At 46.8% G+C, this 15,372-nt stretch carries 12 protein-coding genes; 10 read left to right on the top strand and 2 right to left on the bottom strand.

All coding sequences use genetic code 11. The features are described 5' to 3' along the window. Window positions 1-47 precede the first annotated feature (47 nt). From secD to GCU48_RS04190, 6 genes are all read left to right on the top strand, one after another. A complete protein-coding gene (secD, locus tag GCU48_RS04215; RefSeq protein WP_152379180.1) occupies window positions 48-1,304 on the top strand; it encodes a protein translocase subunit SecD in 1,257 nt (418 codons plus the stop codon). Continuing rightward, window positions 1,294-2,214 carry a protein translocase subunit SecF gene (gene secF / locus GCU48_RS04210; protein ID WP_152379179.1) on the top strand — a complete coding sequence of 307 codons (921 nt, stop codon included), beginning with the start codon at window positions 1,294-1,296 and terminating at the stop codon, window positions 2,212-2,214. Before secD ends, secF begins: the two co-directional genes overlap by 11 nt. Window positions 2,215-2,408: 194 nt before the next feature. After that, window positions 2,409-3,359 carry a cation diffusion facilitator family transporter gene (locus GCU48_RS04205; RefSeq protein ID WP_152379178.1) on the top strand — a complete coding sequence of 317 codons (951 nt, stop codon included), beginning with the start codon at window positions 2,409-2,411 and terminating at the stop codon, window positions 3,357-3,359. Between the two features lie 33 nt (window positions 3,360-3,392). Continuing rightward, window positions 3,393-5,789, top strand: a complete 2,397-nt coding sequence (recJ, locus tag GCU48_RS04200; protein WP_152379177.1) for a single-stranded-DNA-specific exonuclease RecJ — start codon at window positions 3,393-3,395, stop codon at window positions 5,787-5,789. 69 nt (window positions 5,790-5,858) lie between these two features. Next, a complete protein-coding gene (locus GCU48_RS04195) occupies window positions 5,859-6,371 on the top strand; it encodes an adenine phosphoribosyltransferase (protein WP_152379176.1) in 513 nt (170 codons plus the stop codon). A gap of 262 nt (window positions 6,372-6,633) precedes the next feature. Continuing rightward, window positions 6,634-6,978, top strand: a complete 345-nt coding sequence (locus tag GCU48_RS04190) for a cache domain-containing protein (protein WP_244316075.1) — start codon at window positions 6,634-6,636, stop codon at window positions 6,976-6,978. A 138-nt stretch (window positions 6,979-7,116) separates the two neighbouring features. On the opposite strand, the gene uraA is transcribed toward GCU48_RS04190, so the two are convergent. Both uraA and GCU48_RS04180 read right to left on the bottom strand, forming a co-directional pair. Further along, a complete protein-coding gene (gene uraA / locus GCU48_RS04185) occupies window positions 7,117-8,427 on the bottom strand; it encodes a uracil permease (protein ID WP_152379175.1) in 1,311 nt (436 codons plus the stop codon). 166 nt (window positions 8,428-8,593) lie between these two features. Further along, window positions 8,594-9,715, bottom strand: coding sequence for an IS4 family transposase (locus GCU48_RS04180; RefSeq protein ID WP_152379174.1), 1,122 nt, complete (start codon window positions 9,713-9,715; stop codon window positions 8,594-8,596). Window positions 9,716-9,967: 252 nt separating this feature from the next. Here GCU48_RS04180 and GCU48_RS04175 point away from each other — a divergent pair, with 252 nt between their 5' ends. From GCU48_RS04175 to hisS, 4 genes are all read left to right on the top strand, one after another. Then, window positions 9,968-12,145, top strand: coding sequence for a RelA/SpoT family protein (locus GCU48_RS04175; RefSeq protein WP_152379173.1), 2,178 nt, complete (start codon window positions 9,968-9,970; stop codon window positions 12,143-12,145). A 139-nt stretch (window positions 12,146-12,284) separates the two neighbouring features. After that, window positions 12,285-12,731 (top strand): D-aminoacyl-tRNA deacylase, encoded by a 447-nt coding sequence (dtd, locus tag GCU48_RS04170; protein ID WP_152379172.1) that lies wholly within the window; start codon window positions 12,285-12,287, stop codon window positions 12,729-12,731. A gap of 135 nt (window positions 12,732-12,866) precedes the next feature. Further along, entirely contained in the window at window positions 12,867-13,028 is a 162-nt protein-coding gene (locus GCU48_RS26755; protein ID WP_167518644.1) for a hypothetical protein, read from the top strand. Between the two features lie 1,060 nt (window positions 13,029-14,088). Beyond that, window positions 14,089-15,333: a histidine--tRNA ligase gene (gene hisS / locus GCU48_RS04165; protein WP_025716943.1), complete on the top strand. Its 1,245-nt coding sequence runs from the start codon at window positions 14,089-14,091 to the stop codon at window positions 15,331-15,333. The last annotated feature ends 39 nt before the right edge of the window (window positions 15,334-15,372 follow it).

Here is a 15,372-nt window from a genome sequence, read left to right as displayed (position 1 = left end):
GTAGCTATAATAGGAATATTGAGAATGAAAGGGGAACATGGGACGGAATGAAAAGAATTCTAAGTTTCATCGTGGTCGTGCTCATAACAGCTGGTGTTATGGTCGGGACAAGCCCGGGCCTACTAAAAAATTTAAAACTAGGCCTCGATTTAAAGGGAGGCTTTGAAATTTTATATGAAGCCCAGCCTTTGGAAGCAGGGCAAAGTGTAACCAATCAGTCTCTTATACAAACAGCCCAAAGTCTGGAGAGACGGATTAACGCGCTCGGTACGACTGAGCCGGAAGTAACAACAGAGGGCAGCAACCGTATTCGTGTGCGTCTTGCTGGTGTCTCTAACGAGGCGGAAGTTCGCTCCATGCTGAAAAAGCCTGCCGAGCTGACGTTCCGCAGTGCAACGGCAGCGGATGCTAAAAAGCCGGGTCAATACAGCAAAATTGAGCTTCGCGGTGACGATTTTGTGGAGAATGGCGCTGTTGTCGGCTATGACCAGCTGAATCAGCCTGAAATTAGCATCAAAGTGAAGGATAAAGCCAAATTTGCAGAGATCACAAAACGACTTCTTAACAAAGAGTTGGCTATTTTCCTGGATGATGAGTTACTATCTGCACCTACGGTACGTGGAGAGCTGACGGATGGCAGTGCTTCGATTACAGGTAACTACACTCGTGATGAAGCGAACAAGCTGGCCGATACGATAAATCTGGGGGCTCTCCCGCTTAAACTGACGGAAAAATATTCTCAGAGCGTAGGCGCTACATTGGGTCAGTTATCACTGGATCAGACTATTCGTGCTGGTTTGATCGGCTCCGTTATTATTCTGCTATTTATGATTGCGATGTTCCGTGTACCGGGATTGGTGGCCAGCTTCTGTCTCATCGTTCATACCTGGCTGGTGCTTGCGATCTTCTATTTGGGCGGTTTCGTGCTCACGCTTCCAGGTATCGCAGCTTTCGTGCTCGGGATCGGGATGGCGGTCGATGCCAATATCATTACGTATGAACGGATTAAAGAAGAAATCAAGTCAGGCAAAACGATTCGTTCTTCTGTTATTGCGGGTAGTAAGGCTTCGTTCCGTACCGTTATGGATGCAAATATTACGACAATTATAGCGGCGGCAGTTATGTTTGGTCTGGGAACAGGCTCCGTTCGAGGATTCGCCTTAGTGCTCATCGTTGATATTGTTACCAGTATCTTGACGAATATCTTCTTCTCCCGCTTCTTGCTCAATCTGCTGGTTAAAGCGGATGTTGTGAAGAAGCCCAAGTATTTTGGTGTGAAGGAGAGTGATATCAGTGCGCTTTAATTGGAATTTGAAATATATCAAGATGAGCAAGTGGTTTTATACCTTTTCGATTATTATCACATTGCTCGGTATTTTGAGCTTGTCGATATTCGGTTTGAATTACGGGGTTGATTTCCGTTCCGGTTCTAACGTGGATGTCAATTTGACTAAGGCAATTACACAGCAACAGATTCAGACTTTGCTCGACAAGAATGGAATCGGCAAAGAGGTTGATTATACACCGGGTAAGGAGCGCTTCGGCATTCGTTTTTCAAAGGTATTGACGGATCAACAAGTGAATAGTTTTAAAACCTCTTTCAATAAAGAGCTTGATCCTAAGGCTTCATTTGAGGTCAATACGGTGGATACAGAAATGGCCCAAGAGCTGGAGCGAAATGCAATCTGGGCGATTTTACTGGCCTCTGTTGCCATTGCTCTCTACATCTCGATCCGGTTTGAATGGCGTTTTGCTGTTGCAGCAATTGTTTCGTTGCTGCATGATGCGTTTCTCGTCATTAGTATTTTCTCCATATTCCGCCTTAAGGTGGATCTGACCTTTATTACGGCCATTCTGACGATTGTCGGTTTTTCCATCAATGATACCGTCGTTATTTTTGACCGTATTCGGGAAAATCTGCGATTTGCGAAGAAGAAGTCCAGGGCCGACTTGGAGCAGGTCGTTGATCACAGTATTGCCCAGACAATGACGCGTTCACTCGCAACTGTCTTTACTGTGTTTATTGCCTCTGTGTGCTTGTTCATTTTTGGCGGCGAGTCGATTCGGATGTTCTCGCTTGCAATGGTTATCGGTCTCCTGTTCGGTGCTTATTCTTCCATCTTCATTGCCAGCCCGCTGTGGGTAGCTTTGAAGGGGAAACAAAAAACTCCGACAGCTGGCGGTGGCGCCGCGGTCAAAGCTGCAAAGTCATAAGTTACGCAAATGCCAGTAGTATAAATTAAAGAGAAAGCCGCGTCTGCTTGGGCGCGGTTTTCTAAGGTTTTTACATTTACGTTAATTAGAAGCCCAGCAGTGGACTCATGAAGGGCTTTATTTTGAGGGATTTGATTGATTTGGAATGGAGCTTGACCGGGAAATTGTCAGTTCAGGATTGAGGGGGAAACGTTGTGAATAGCAAACGCAGCCGATCATTAGAAACTACGGCGTGGAGCGGGATTGTAGGTAATCTCGCACTGGCTGTTCTAAAGGGAACTGTCGGTTATGCGGCAAATAGCAAAGCGTTGTTGGGGGATGCACTGCACACGGCTGCGGATAGTGCTTCTCGATTGCAGGACCTGTTTTCCAAAGGTACAGGACACGGAATGCTGGCACGGTTGCGAAACGGTGAAAAGGTTCGGACTGTCATTTCTGTGGTGCTGGCTATTTTGGTGCTGATGAGTGGTCTCCAGCTAGCGATCTCGGCTGTCCGTTCACTAAGCAGTCCAGAACCACAGGCTCCCAGTCTGTACGCATTAATTACTGCTTTTGTTGCTTTGGTGCTGAGAGAGGTGTTATTTCAGTTTCAATACCGATACTCGATTAAACATGGTCATAAAGCGGAAGCAGATCTGTACGCTAATCATGAACGGTACTCGCTGTATGCATCACTGATTGCATTGATCGGCATGATCGGTGCAATGACTGGTAAAGCGATGGAGTGGCCTGCGCTGTTATATCTTGATCCAACCGCAGCTTTGCTGGTAGCTTGTATGGTATTGCGTAAGGGTTATCTGATGGTAATGAATACCGCTTATCAGGCACCAGCGAGGCCCTTGCGGGAGGAAGACTCCCGAAGTTTTATGGAGACGATTCAGCGGGTGTATGGTATTGTAACGATTGAACATTTCCAGGCTCAGGAAGCAGGGCATTTCATAACGGTTGATGTAACAATTAGTGTGAACCCTCGGATTACGGTGCAGGAAGCGCAGGAAATTGCCGATCGGGCTAAAAATTTACTGCTGACCCGTTTTCCACAGGTGACCCATGTACAAATGCAGTTCATTTCCTATCAATCCGAGTATCCTTACAAATCCAATCATGAACTGCCGGATAATGATGTGTCGTCCTTGCTGCAATAATGCAAGGCGACGATGAAAGAAAGGTGAATAGGATTGCTTCATTCGCAGTACAGATGGAAGACCCCGGAACTTAACCTGACAGCGGCTCAGTCGTTAACAGAAGAGCTGGGGATTTCACCATTGTTGTCTCGGCTTTTAGTGAACCGGGGCGTCACTACGGCCGGGGAAGCAAACCGCTTTTTGTACGGAAGTGTGGATGATATACACGATCCTTATCTGCTTCTTGGCATGAAAGAGGCCGTGCCGAGAATTCGCAAGGCATTGGAGCGCGGCGAGCATATATTGATCTATGGCGATTATGATGCGGACGGGGTGTCCAGTACATCTTTAATGATTCAGCTTATGCGTTTCCTAAAGGCCTCTTATGATATTTATATTCCCCATCGCTCCAATGAGGGATACGGCCTGCATAACCATGCCCTGGATTGGGCTCATCAGCAGGGAGTTACGCTGGTCATTACGGTGGATACCGGAATTAGTGCAGTAGAGCAAATTAATTATGCAACTTCCTTGGGTATCGATGTTATTGTGACTGATCACCATGAGCCGCCTGCTGTGCTTCCCAAAGCGTATACCTTGATCAATCCGAAGCTGCCTGGCTGCCCATACCCATTTAAAGGCCTTGCAGGTGTTGGTGTTGCTCTAAAGCTGGCACAGGCACTGTTGGATGAGGTACCCGAGGAATGGTTTGAAATCGCCGCTATTGGTACGGTAGCTGATCTGATGCCGTTACACGGTGAGAATCGGACGATGGTACGCAGAGGGATCCAATCGATGAGAAGCTCTGCGTTTCCCGGGATTCGGGCGTTGCTTAGTGTAGCAGGTGTGGATATGTCTACAGTGACTTCTGCCAACATCGCATTTGCCTTGGCTCCGCGGATTAATGCCAGTGGACGTCTGGATCATGCGGGACGAGCCGTTTCCCTCCTGACAACAGAACAAGAGGAAGAAGCAGATCAACTTGCACATGCGCTTGATCTGCTTAACCGGGAGCGTCAACAGGTGGTTGAACAAATTGTGGAGCAAGCAGAGGAACAGTTGGCAGCCAAGCTGAATGGAGGCAAGCTCCCCTCAGTTATTGTTTTGGCTGGTGAAGGATGGAACGTGGGTGTTGTCGGAATTGTGGCCTCCAAGCTATTGGATCGTCATTATCGTCCAACCATTATTCTTGGGATTGATGCCGAGACTGGTATGTGCAAAGGTTCTGCCCGTTCTATTCCTGCCTTGGATATTTATAGTGCTCTTACAGACAGCCATGAACTTATGGAGCATTTTGGCGGCCATCCTTCGGCTGCGGGTATGACGCTGACCCGCGATAATCTGGAGTTGTTCGAGGAGCGGCTTAACCGGTATGCCAGTTCAATTTTGACACCGGAAGACCTTATTCCTATAGCAGAGGCAGATATGGTCTGTCGTCTGGACGAGGTATCTTTACAGGTGGTTGAAGAACTGGAATTGTTACAGCCGTTTGGAATGGCGAACCCTTCTCCACGATTCGTATTACAGGGGCTTCAATTACGCGAGGCTCGAAAAATGGGGCGTGAAAAAAATCATGTAAAGCTTCTGCTGGAGCAGAACGGACTGTCGCTGGATGCGATTGCCTTCCGGCGTGGCGATTTGGCTGATTTTTTACAGCAACAAACCGAACTGGATCTGCTGGGCGAGCTGTCTATTAACGAGTGGAACGGCAAACGTTCTCTCCAATTGATGATGCAGGATATTCGTGTACAAGCCCCGCAAATTTTTGATTATCGCGGAGTATCGAACCCTATTGCGGAGCTGGAACGAGGCTTGAAAATTTTCCATCCGCGTGTAGAGGAGAGAAAAAATGACGTTGCAGTGTTGATACATCCTTCATCCAGACTTCGTCCAATGGATTCCGTAAATGCAGAATCCTTATGGTTGTACGATGAGGATGGCACTGTTACTCCTGGTAATGGTCAAAGGAATGCACAGCAATCTGTGAAGTCATTGTTCGTGCTGGAGCCACCGGAAACACCGGAGCAGCTACAGGCAGTATGGTCTACCTTTGAAAATGTAGAAAATGTATTTCTCCTGCATTCGGTCAGTGAACGTGCCGGTCGGCTCGTAAGCCCTGACAGGGAGCTGTTCAAGCGTATTTATGTTGTGCTTTCCCGCATGGGAACACAGCCTGTTGATGAAAAAGCAATGCTGCCTGCTCTTAGTCGACAGTGTTCCTGTTCAGTACGAATGTTATCTAAAGTACTGGACATCTTTGAGGATCTTGAGTTTATGAAGCGTGCAGAGGGGCAATTTTGTTTTGTGCCTAATCCGCCCAAGCGTGATTTAACGACTTCTCCACGCTATCAGGAATTATATGATATGGCTGAGATGGAGCGTTATTTACTGGATGCGGATACAACCCAGATGACGAGTTGGATCATGTCGCTGATGAAGGGTGCTTCTTGAGACACTGCCTCAAGCTTATGTTGTAGAATGGATATACTAATTTAGAAGTTTACAGTAGGAGGAACTAAGTTGGACTACAAAGAATATATTCGAGTGATTCCCGATTTTCCACAACCAGGTATTAGTTTTAAGGACATTACGACCTTGATGAAAAATGGTGGAATGTACCGTAGGGCAATCAACGATATGAAGGAACTGGTATCGGATTTGAAAATTGATTTGATTGCAGGTCCCGAAGCACGCGGATTTGTCGTAGGTGCGCCTCTGGCCTATGCTCTTGGCGTTGGTTTTATTCCTATTCGTAAAAGCGGAAAGCTGCCTGGGGAAACCATTGAGGAAGCATACGGTTTGGAATACGGCAAGGATACGCTGGCTATGCATAAGGATGCAATTGAGCCGGGGCAAAACGTATTGATTGCCGATGATCTGCTTGCTACAGGTGGAACCATTGCCACATCCGTGAATTTGGTACGTCAGCTTGGTGGAAATGTGGCAGGAGCTGCTTTTCTTATAGAACTGTCTGAACTCAATGGCCGGGCGAAACTGCCTGACGTAGATGTGTTCACCCTCATTAAGTATTAAGTCTTAGAATTCGGGGTTTCCTTTTCCCGGGAAATATTTATATATGGATCGCTTAAATAGTCCGATGGAGCAACTCTTTAGGTAAAGAGATGTTCCATCGGACTATTTTTGTTGTATGCATTTTGGTTAGAAATGTAATTTACATTAACTTTCAATTTATTTGCGAAAATCGTTATAAATTATCTGAACAAAATGTCGATAACAATCGTCATGTTTTACTGGTTTCGATGATAAGCAAGAGTACGGAACAACTGGTGACAGGATGAAAATTGATGCTTATGGAAGACTGTTCGAACAAGAACTATTATTAAATGATATGACTTATGGGTTGGGCGTTTTCTTCGCTAAAGATGCGTATGAACCGGGTGTGACATACCGATCACAATATGTGCATAGGGATGGCGGACAAATCAGGCAAACGACTGAATATGATGATCCGCAATATAATTATTTAACACAGCCATGGTATACAGAGGCAGTTAAGCGCGGTAAAGAATTGAACTTTAAGGAGCCTTTTTATGATACGAAGATGAAGGTCAATATGATTACTATCTCTACGGGTGTTTCTGACACGCTCAATCAGGTGGTATCCCGTTTTCGTGTATGATTTTAATCTTACATTATAGACATGAATTTTGAAAAAACGCCGCTCCACGTAGTTACGAGTCCACACACTTGGATGTTAGTCAGGTGTGTGATGGCCCGTATCTCATGGAGTCGGCGTTTTCATGTAAAGGAACAGGTATTAATCGGGTATTTTTTCCGTTAAAGGTTCCTGTGTTTTATCGTTGGACCAGCCAAGCACGTCAATCAGCTTGAAGAATAGGCTGAGGACGATGCCGGTGATTGTTGCCAGTGCCATACCTTTCAGGGTAACCGCACCCCAAGTGAGCGTTGTACCACTGATTCCGACAACCAGTACGATGGTAGCGAGCAGCATATTGGTTGGCTTGGCGAAATCGACCTTTTGCTCCACAAAGATTCTCAGACCAGAGGCAGCGATGACACCGAATAACAGCAAGGATACGCCGCCCATGACTGGAGCCGGGATGTTGGATACAATTGCTGAGAAGGTGCCTGAGAAGGAGAGTAGAATGGCAATCACAGCGGCGCCACCAATGACCCAGACGGAGTACACCTTCGTTAATGCCATGACACCGATGTTTTCACCATAGGTTGTATTGGGCGTAGAGCCGACAAAGCCGGAAATCACAGTGGAAATACCGTTACCAAGCAGTGAACGGTGCAGACCGGGATCTTTGGACAGCTCGCGTCCGACAATGTTGCTGGTTACGAGCAAATGACCAATATGCTCCACGATGACCACCAGAGCGACAGGAAGAATTGTCAGCATAGCCGATGTATTAAATATTGGAGTGGTAATGACAGGATGTCCGAACAAAGGAGCGTCCGCAATGGCCTGTGTATTGACCATACCCATAAAATAAGCAAGTACATAGCCTACCACAATTCCAATCAAAATATGAATGATTTTGGCAAATCCGCGGAACAGTACCGCACCCAGAATGGTAACTCCGAGTGTAACAAGGGAAAGAGTAATAGTTTTGGGATCTGGAGACCAGGTTTTCGCAGGGTCTGAATTGATAATGCCTGCCATGCCTGCTGCTACTGGAACCAGTTCGAGACCGATCAGAGCTACAATGGAGCCCATGACTGCGGGAGGAAATACCACATCCAGCCAACGGGTTCCGGCATATTTGATCACCAGTGCGACGAGGCAGAAAATAGCACCTGTTGCGATAAAAGCGCCGAGGGCCATAGCATAACCGTTAACGCCTGGATTGCTTTTAAGCACGAGACTAACGGGAGCGATAAAAGCGAAGCTGGAGCCGAGATAGGCGGGAATTTTGCCACGGCAGATCCATATGTACAGCAATGTGCCAATACCGTTCATTAGCAAAATCATGCCGGGATCGACACCGAAAATATTCGGCACCAGCACGGTGCTGCCAAACATGGCAAACAAATGCTGTACGCTGAGCAGGAACCCGGGTCCTGCCGGAAGCTTTTCATTAACTTGAATTTCGCGTTGCAACGCAGTTCACTCCTTAGTTCTTTCAATTATTCTTATATACATTAATTACTTTTCGTATTTTTTTCAATATAATTCGTTTCGTTTCGCCAACAATCCCGATTTACTGAACTAAATGTGACGAAATAACCTATGGTAACACGTCTGTTGATTAACCAGAATAAGTAATTTAATTAATAGAAGCAGAGACACGCTTAAAAAGAACATGCTGAATCTGGATCAGCCATTCCACCGGTAGATTTTGCAGAAGAAAAAGACGAGAAAATCGAGCAAAGGAAAGAATGGCATGTTGGGGCCACGTCCCTTGAGCGGTATCAAATAACCATTTAAGCAGGACATAAACGATGAGCGCACAAAAGAGTTGCCCATAGACCGCATTTTCGGTTGTCCCAAACAGCGTTGGAATATTCAAATGTTGCTTGATCCACCGGAAAAAGACCTCAATCTGCCATCGAGCTTTATACATCTGTGCAATTTGTTCCGCTGTGACCTGCATTAAATCGGTAACGACTCGGATTACTCGACCTTCAAAATCTCGAAACATCACCACACGATGACGTCGCTTGGAACGACACTGCGGTGTCCCCAACTGGCAGGTGATATCCCGAAGGATAGTTGAATCCGATGGCTTGAGACGGGAAAGGGCATGAGGTTTTTCCAAATGGACATTGTCACGAAGCCGAATGACAAAGGATTGTCCTTGGATTTTGAAGTCATCCAGACGCTCCAGTTTCCCATAAGCACGGTCCATCACCACAATGTAGTCCGGTTGAGTCAACGCTTCACTCATGGGGCCATCATGCTTGGAACCCAGCGTTTCGACCACCTGAAGGGGTTGCCCATTTTGGGCTCGTAAAGCAACATGAAGTTTAATACCTGCACGCTCTCCGTGATAAGGAGCCCAGGGTAGTCGTGTTTTTCCCACCGTCATGGTGGTCGAATCGATGAGGAGCAATTCTTTGGGAAACGCAAGCTTTCGGCGTGTTTCTCGGCTACACTTGTGAATGACCCGATGAAGAAGCTCCTTAAATATAGCAAAGGGGACTTCGGCCGCTTTGGTGGAAAAACACGAATAATGAACCGCAAGTAAGCCACTGTGAGCGGCATGATCCACCCCGGAACGATAACTGTCCCATTGTTCTAAGGCAGCTACACACCAGTATTGAAGTAAGTGGGTTACCGTGAATTTACGGGCTTTATCTTCATAGTCTGTTTCCTTGGCAACGCTTTGCACTTCTTCTGGTGTCAGAATAGATTGAAGGATGAATGGGATCGTGATAGACTTTTTCATGGAGTCGTCACCTTTCGGTTAAGTTTGTAGGGGTACAAACATTTTACCGAGTTGACGGCTCTTTTTCTACCATTTAGTGGTTAATCAACAGGTGTGCTATGGTAAAATAACACGGCAATACCAGACCTGTAATAGTTGACGTGTGACGCAGTAACCGTCATAATTATAGGAAATCACTTTTAAAAGGGAACCTTTGTGCGACATTGATCGGCGGGTTCCATTTTGCATAGAAAGGACACGGAATAGAGCAGAATGGGGATAGAGCAATTACTTAAAAAGGCCGGGGCCTATACCAGAGAAGCAGATCTTATCCGCATCAGGGACGCCTATGATTTTGCAGAGCAGGCCCATTCCGGGCAGACTCGGAAGTCTGGTGAACCTTATATTCTGCATCCGCTTGCGGTTGCTGATATCGTCGTTAATATGCAGATGGATACCATCTCCATTATCGCCGCTCTTTTACATGACGTTGTGGAGGATACGACGGTGTCTTTGGCGCAGATTCGCGAGCATTTTGGCGATACTTGTGCGATGCTTGTCGATGGTTTGACGAAACTGGAGCGTATCCAGTTCCGTTCCAAGGAAGAACAGCAGAACGAAAATTATCGAAAAATGTTTATTGCCATGGCACAGGACATTCGTGTCATTGTTATTAAGTTGGCGGATCGTCTGCATAATATGCGTACCTTGAAATATCAGTCGGAGGAAAGCCAGCGCCGAATCGCTTATGAAACGCTGGAGATTTTCTGTCCAATTGCGAACCGGTTAGGTATTTCAGCGATTAAATGGGAAATGGAAGATATTGCTCTTCGCTATCTGAATCCTCAGCAATATTATCGCATCGCCAATTTGATGCATAAGAAACGGGCAGAGCGGGAGCAGTTTATTGATAATGTTATCGTACGCATCAGAGAAAAGCTGGAAGAGATGGGTATTCAAGCTGACCTTTCTGGGCGTCCCAAGCACATTTATAGCGTGTTTAAAAAAATGACAACGAAGAACAAGCAATTCAATGAAATATATGATTTGCTGGCGATTCGAATTATTGTAGATAACATAAAGGACTGTTATGCGACGCTGGGGATCATCCATACGTTGTGGAAGCCGATGCCGGGGCGGTTTAAGGATTATATCGCCATGCCCAAGGCCAATATGTATCAGTCCCTTCATACAACAGTAGTGGGTCCCAACGGGGAACCTACCGAGGTGCAAATTCGCACGGTGGATATGCATCGCACCGCTGAATTCGGGATTGCGGCCCATTGGGCATATAAAGAAAACAACGGAGCAAATAACACGAACTTTGAGGATAAAATCACCTTTTTCCGAGAAATTCTCGAGCTGCAAAATGAGGCGAAGGACGCGTCGGAATTTGTAGAATCGCTCAAAATGGACTTTTTCTCCGACCTCGTATTTGTGTTTACTCCAAAGGGAGAGGTTATTGAGTTGCCAGCTGGATCGGTTCCGCTGGACTTTGCTTTCCGTATCCATACCGAAGTTGGTAACCGAACGATTGGCTCCAAGGTAAACGGCAGAATTGTGCCGTTGGACTATCGGCTTAAAACCGGCGATATCGTCGAAATTATGACGTCCAAGCATTCTTATGGACCTAGTCAGGACTGGCTCAAAATTGCCCAGTCCTCTCACGCGCGCAGTAAAATCAAGCAATGGTTTAAGAAAGAAAAGCGCGAAGAAAATATCGAAAAGGGCCGTGACAATCTGGAGCGTGAGCTCAAAAAGCGCGATATAGAGCCTTCGGTATGGATGAGTGACGACAAGCTTCAGGAAGTAGCAGCAAAATTCTCTTTTAACGATATAGAGGATATGTTATCGGCGATTGGCTTTGGCGGTATAACCGCAGCTCAGGTCTGTACACGTCTGACGGAGAAGCTGCGCAAGGAGCAGGAAGAGGCGCGGCTGATTGAGCTGACAACCGAGGTCAAGGAGTACAAACCGCAGAGCGAACGCAAAAAAACACCGACCAACGGCGTCAGCGTCAGAGGAGTCGACAATTTACTCGTTCGTTTTGCACGATGTTGTAATCCCGTGCCGGGAGACGACATCATCGGTTATGTAACACGTGGCCGCGGCGTATCGGTTCACCGGACAGATTGCCCGAATATTCCTGCGGGTACGGGGGAAGATCAGGCTCGTGTGATCGAGGTTGAGTGGGAAGAAGCAGCAGAGGTCAATTACAGCGTCGATATTGAGATCACAGGCCATGACCGCAACGGGCTGCTGAATGAGGTGCTTCAGGCTATATCCGAGAACAAAACCAGCTTCTCGGCCGTGACAGGCCGTACCGACAAGAACAAAATGGCAATGATTCACATTACGATTCTCATTCGCAATACAGATCATTTGCATTCTGTTGTCGAACGGATCAAACGGGTAAAAGATGTATACACCGTGCATCGCATTATGCAATAACCTTGTAAGCGTAAAAGAAGGCTCATACCTTTTTTTATAGTGTATTTTGGGTACAAGCCCTCATAGGCTGCGTAAAGGAGCCGTGCTACGGCTCAAAGCACCTTTTAAAGGGATGGTTAAAGGAGACAGCGGATAGTCGATGAAAATCATCATTCAGCGCTGTAAAGACGCTCAGGTAACGGTTAATCATAAGGTAGTCGGCGAGATCGGAACCGGATTAATGCTGCTGGTCGGTATAGGTCAGGGGGATACAGCGGCTGATGCCGTTTATTTGGCGGATAAAACAGCGGGATTACGTATATTTGAGGATGCTGAAGGTAAAATGAACGACAGTGTGCTGGATGTCGGGGGGGCCATTTTGTCTGTCTCTCAGTTTACATTATATGGTGACTGCCGTAAGGGGAGAAGACCTAACTTTATGGGAGCTGCCAAACCTGAGGAAGCAGAGAAGCTGTATGATTTTTTCAACAGCCAGCTTCGCGCCAAGGGCCTGGAGGTCGAGACGGGCATTTTTGGGGCTATGATGGATGTAACATTGACCAACTGGGGTCCGGTGACGCTGATTCTGGATAGCGATCGTTCATAGGTACAAGTTGGTTCGTAGGCATGGCATGGATCAGCATGAGCAGAATAAAATGACCGTTCATGGAGACGATAATGTCATCCCAACCGGTGATAAACCGGGTGAGATAGCCTTAAGGGTGACAGGAGAGACGATGCAATGCGTCAAACCCCAAAAATGGACGGTTATCGAAGCGCTACGCTGCTTTTCCCCGGTAGTATTCAGGAGGCGATCAGCCTTACCCGTGATGCTGATACGTTATTGCAGCATGTTGCAGCAGCCATGGACAAGCCGGGGCGCGATGCTTTGCCGCGCAGGTAGGGCCGGATATTTAGCAGTAAGTGAGAGAAGGAGCCGAAAGGCTCCTCAGAGTGTCGAGAAAGTCCAACGGACTTTCCGGCACTTTATTTTTTGTTTGGGGAGACTCAACTTTTAAAACAAAAATCGATTTAAAACGATCTGAGGACCCATTTTTATTTGATCAAAAGAGCCATTTTAAACCTCATTAAAAAAACAGGGGGTTTCTCGACAGCCTGAGGAGCCGAAAGGCTCCTTTTTCTTTTTTTAGTGCTGAGAGTTGTTGGAGCGGAACGACGGATCACGACAGAGGCTTGCTTGGTGCGACAGAAGTCTATATTAACGGTGATCAGGATGAATTACGATATGTGGCGCAGCTATGATTAAAGCCGGAGATTGTCACAGATTGTCGTTACTTGAGGAATGTAGCTGCTACAGAGTGCCTGTAATGAAATTGTAATATTCGAAACATCATTCCTTAATATTCGTTGTTTATAATAACGGCATGACCCCCTTTTGATATATCTTTTTAAACCTACGGACCGTTTCCGCAGGTTTTTTCTTTTTTTTAGACTTATTTGTCTTCTTCTAGAGGGAATGTCTTGACTTTGTCGAAGCAGTTCATTAAAATCATAAAATAATGAAAAATGATTTGATGACGGGACCAAGTACTCCGAACCCACAAGCGCAGAGAGGAATTTCCAGGCTGTAAAAATTCCCTTGATGAGCGGACGAATGACCTCCCCGAGAACAGGCGGCGAACAATTGAGGAGCACCTGCCGAGAGGGGCACAGGTAACTGTGCCAAACAGCAGACCATCCTGCATAATAGCCGTACTGCGCGTTACGGGCGTTATACGTATGAGCGGAGTCAGTGTAAGGCTGACGGGCACTGAGCGTTTTTTGCGCGCTGGCTGTCCTGGTAAACTCCGGAATGTGGGTGGTACCACGGGTGATTTGTAAACGACAATCCCTCGTCCCTGTTAATTTTAACAGGGCGAGGGATTTTTTGTTTTATTATGAGCTTAAATAGCGAGTGATCAAGAAACAAAAATCAAGAAATATACAGATGGGGGGATACGTTAATGGCCTTTCAAAAGCCGACGGGAACGCAGGATTTGCTGCCGGGCAATGTAGAAAGATGGCAAGTAGTCGAGGAAAAAGCCCGCGAAATTAGTCGCCGCTTTAATTATCGAGAGATCCGTACACCGATGTTTGAACAAACGAATTTGTTCATTCGGGGTGTGGGTGAAACGACTGATGTGGTGGAAAAGGAAATGTATACTTTTGAGGATAAAGGAAAACGCAGCATGACGCTGCGTCCGGAGGGGACAGCAGGGGTTGTTCGCTCCTATGTGGAGAACAAACTATACGGTGAGCCGGATGTGACCAAGCTGTATTACATTGGTCCGATGTTTCGGTATGAGCGTCCACAGGCTGGACGTCAGCGCCAGTTTCACCAATTTGGCATTGAAGCATTCGGGGCGATGGACCCGGCGCTGGATGCAGAAGTTATTGCTTTCGGGTATCAGTTCTGCCGAGAGCTGGGCCTGAAAGGAGTACAGGTAGAAATTAACTCCGTCGGTAACGCTGCCAGCCGTGCTGCTTATCGGCAACATTTGGTTGACTTCCTGCTGCCTATTAAGGATACATTGACCAAGGAGAGCCAAGCGCGCATCGAGCGTAATCCGCTACGAGTGCTGGATAGCAAAGATGACCAGGACAAATTTGGCGGTGCACCTTCTATTTTGGATAGCCTCGATGAGGAATCCCGCACACATTTTGAGAAAGTGAAGCAAAATTTGGATGCGATGGGTGTGGAATATACGGTCAATCCACGTCTGGTACGGGGACTGGATTATTATACGCTGACAGCATTTGAGTTCAAAGCCGAAGGAATTGGTGCTATTGACACGATTGGTGGAGGCGGTCGATACAACGGATTGGTTGGAGATCTGGGCGGACCCGATCAGCCGGGGATTGGTTTTGGTATTGGGCTGGAGCGAATTCAGCTGATCCTGGAGCATCAGGGTGTCCAATTGAACGAAGCCAAGCCGCTGGATGTCTATATGGTGGCATTGGGGGAAGCGGCAGAAACGGAAGTGACCAAACAGCTGTTTAAGCTGCGTCAAGCCGGATTTTCTGCAGAGCGAGATTATTTGGGCCGTAAAATGAAGGCGCAGATGAAATCAGCAGATCGCTTTAAAGCGAGATATACTGCGATTCTGGGCGAGGATGAGCTGGCACAGGGTGAAATTGCACTGAAAAACATGGAAACCGGTGAGCAGCGTACCGTTAAGCTGGATCAGCTGGTGGAAGAACTAGGTTGAAAAACATGATGTAACATCAGTCAGGGGGAGCTTCCCTCT

It is taken from the genome of Paenibacillus brasilensis, assembly GCF_009363115.1.
Lineage (GTDB): Bacteria > Bacillota > Bacilli > Paenibacillales > Paenibacillaceae > Paenibacillus > Paenibacillus brasilensis.
The sequence above is the reverse complement of the archived record's forward strand: the minus strand, read 5'-3'. Positions and strand labels throughout refer to the sequence as shown.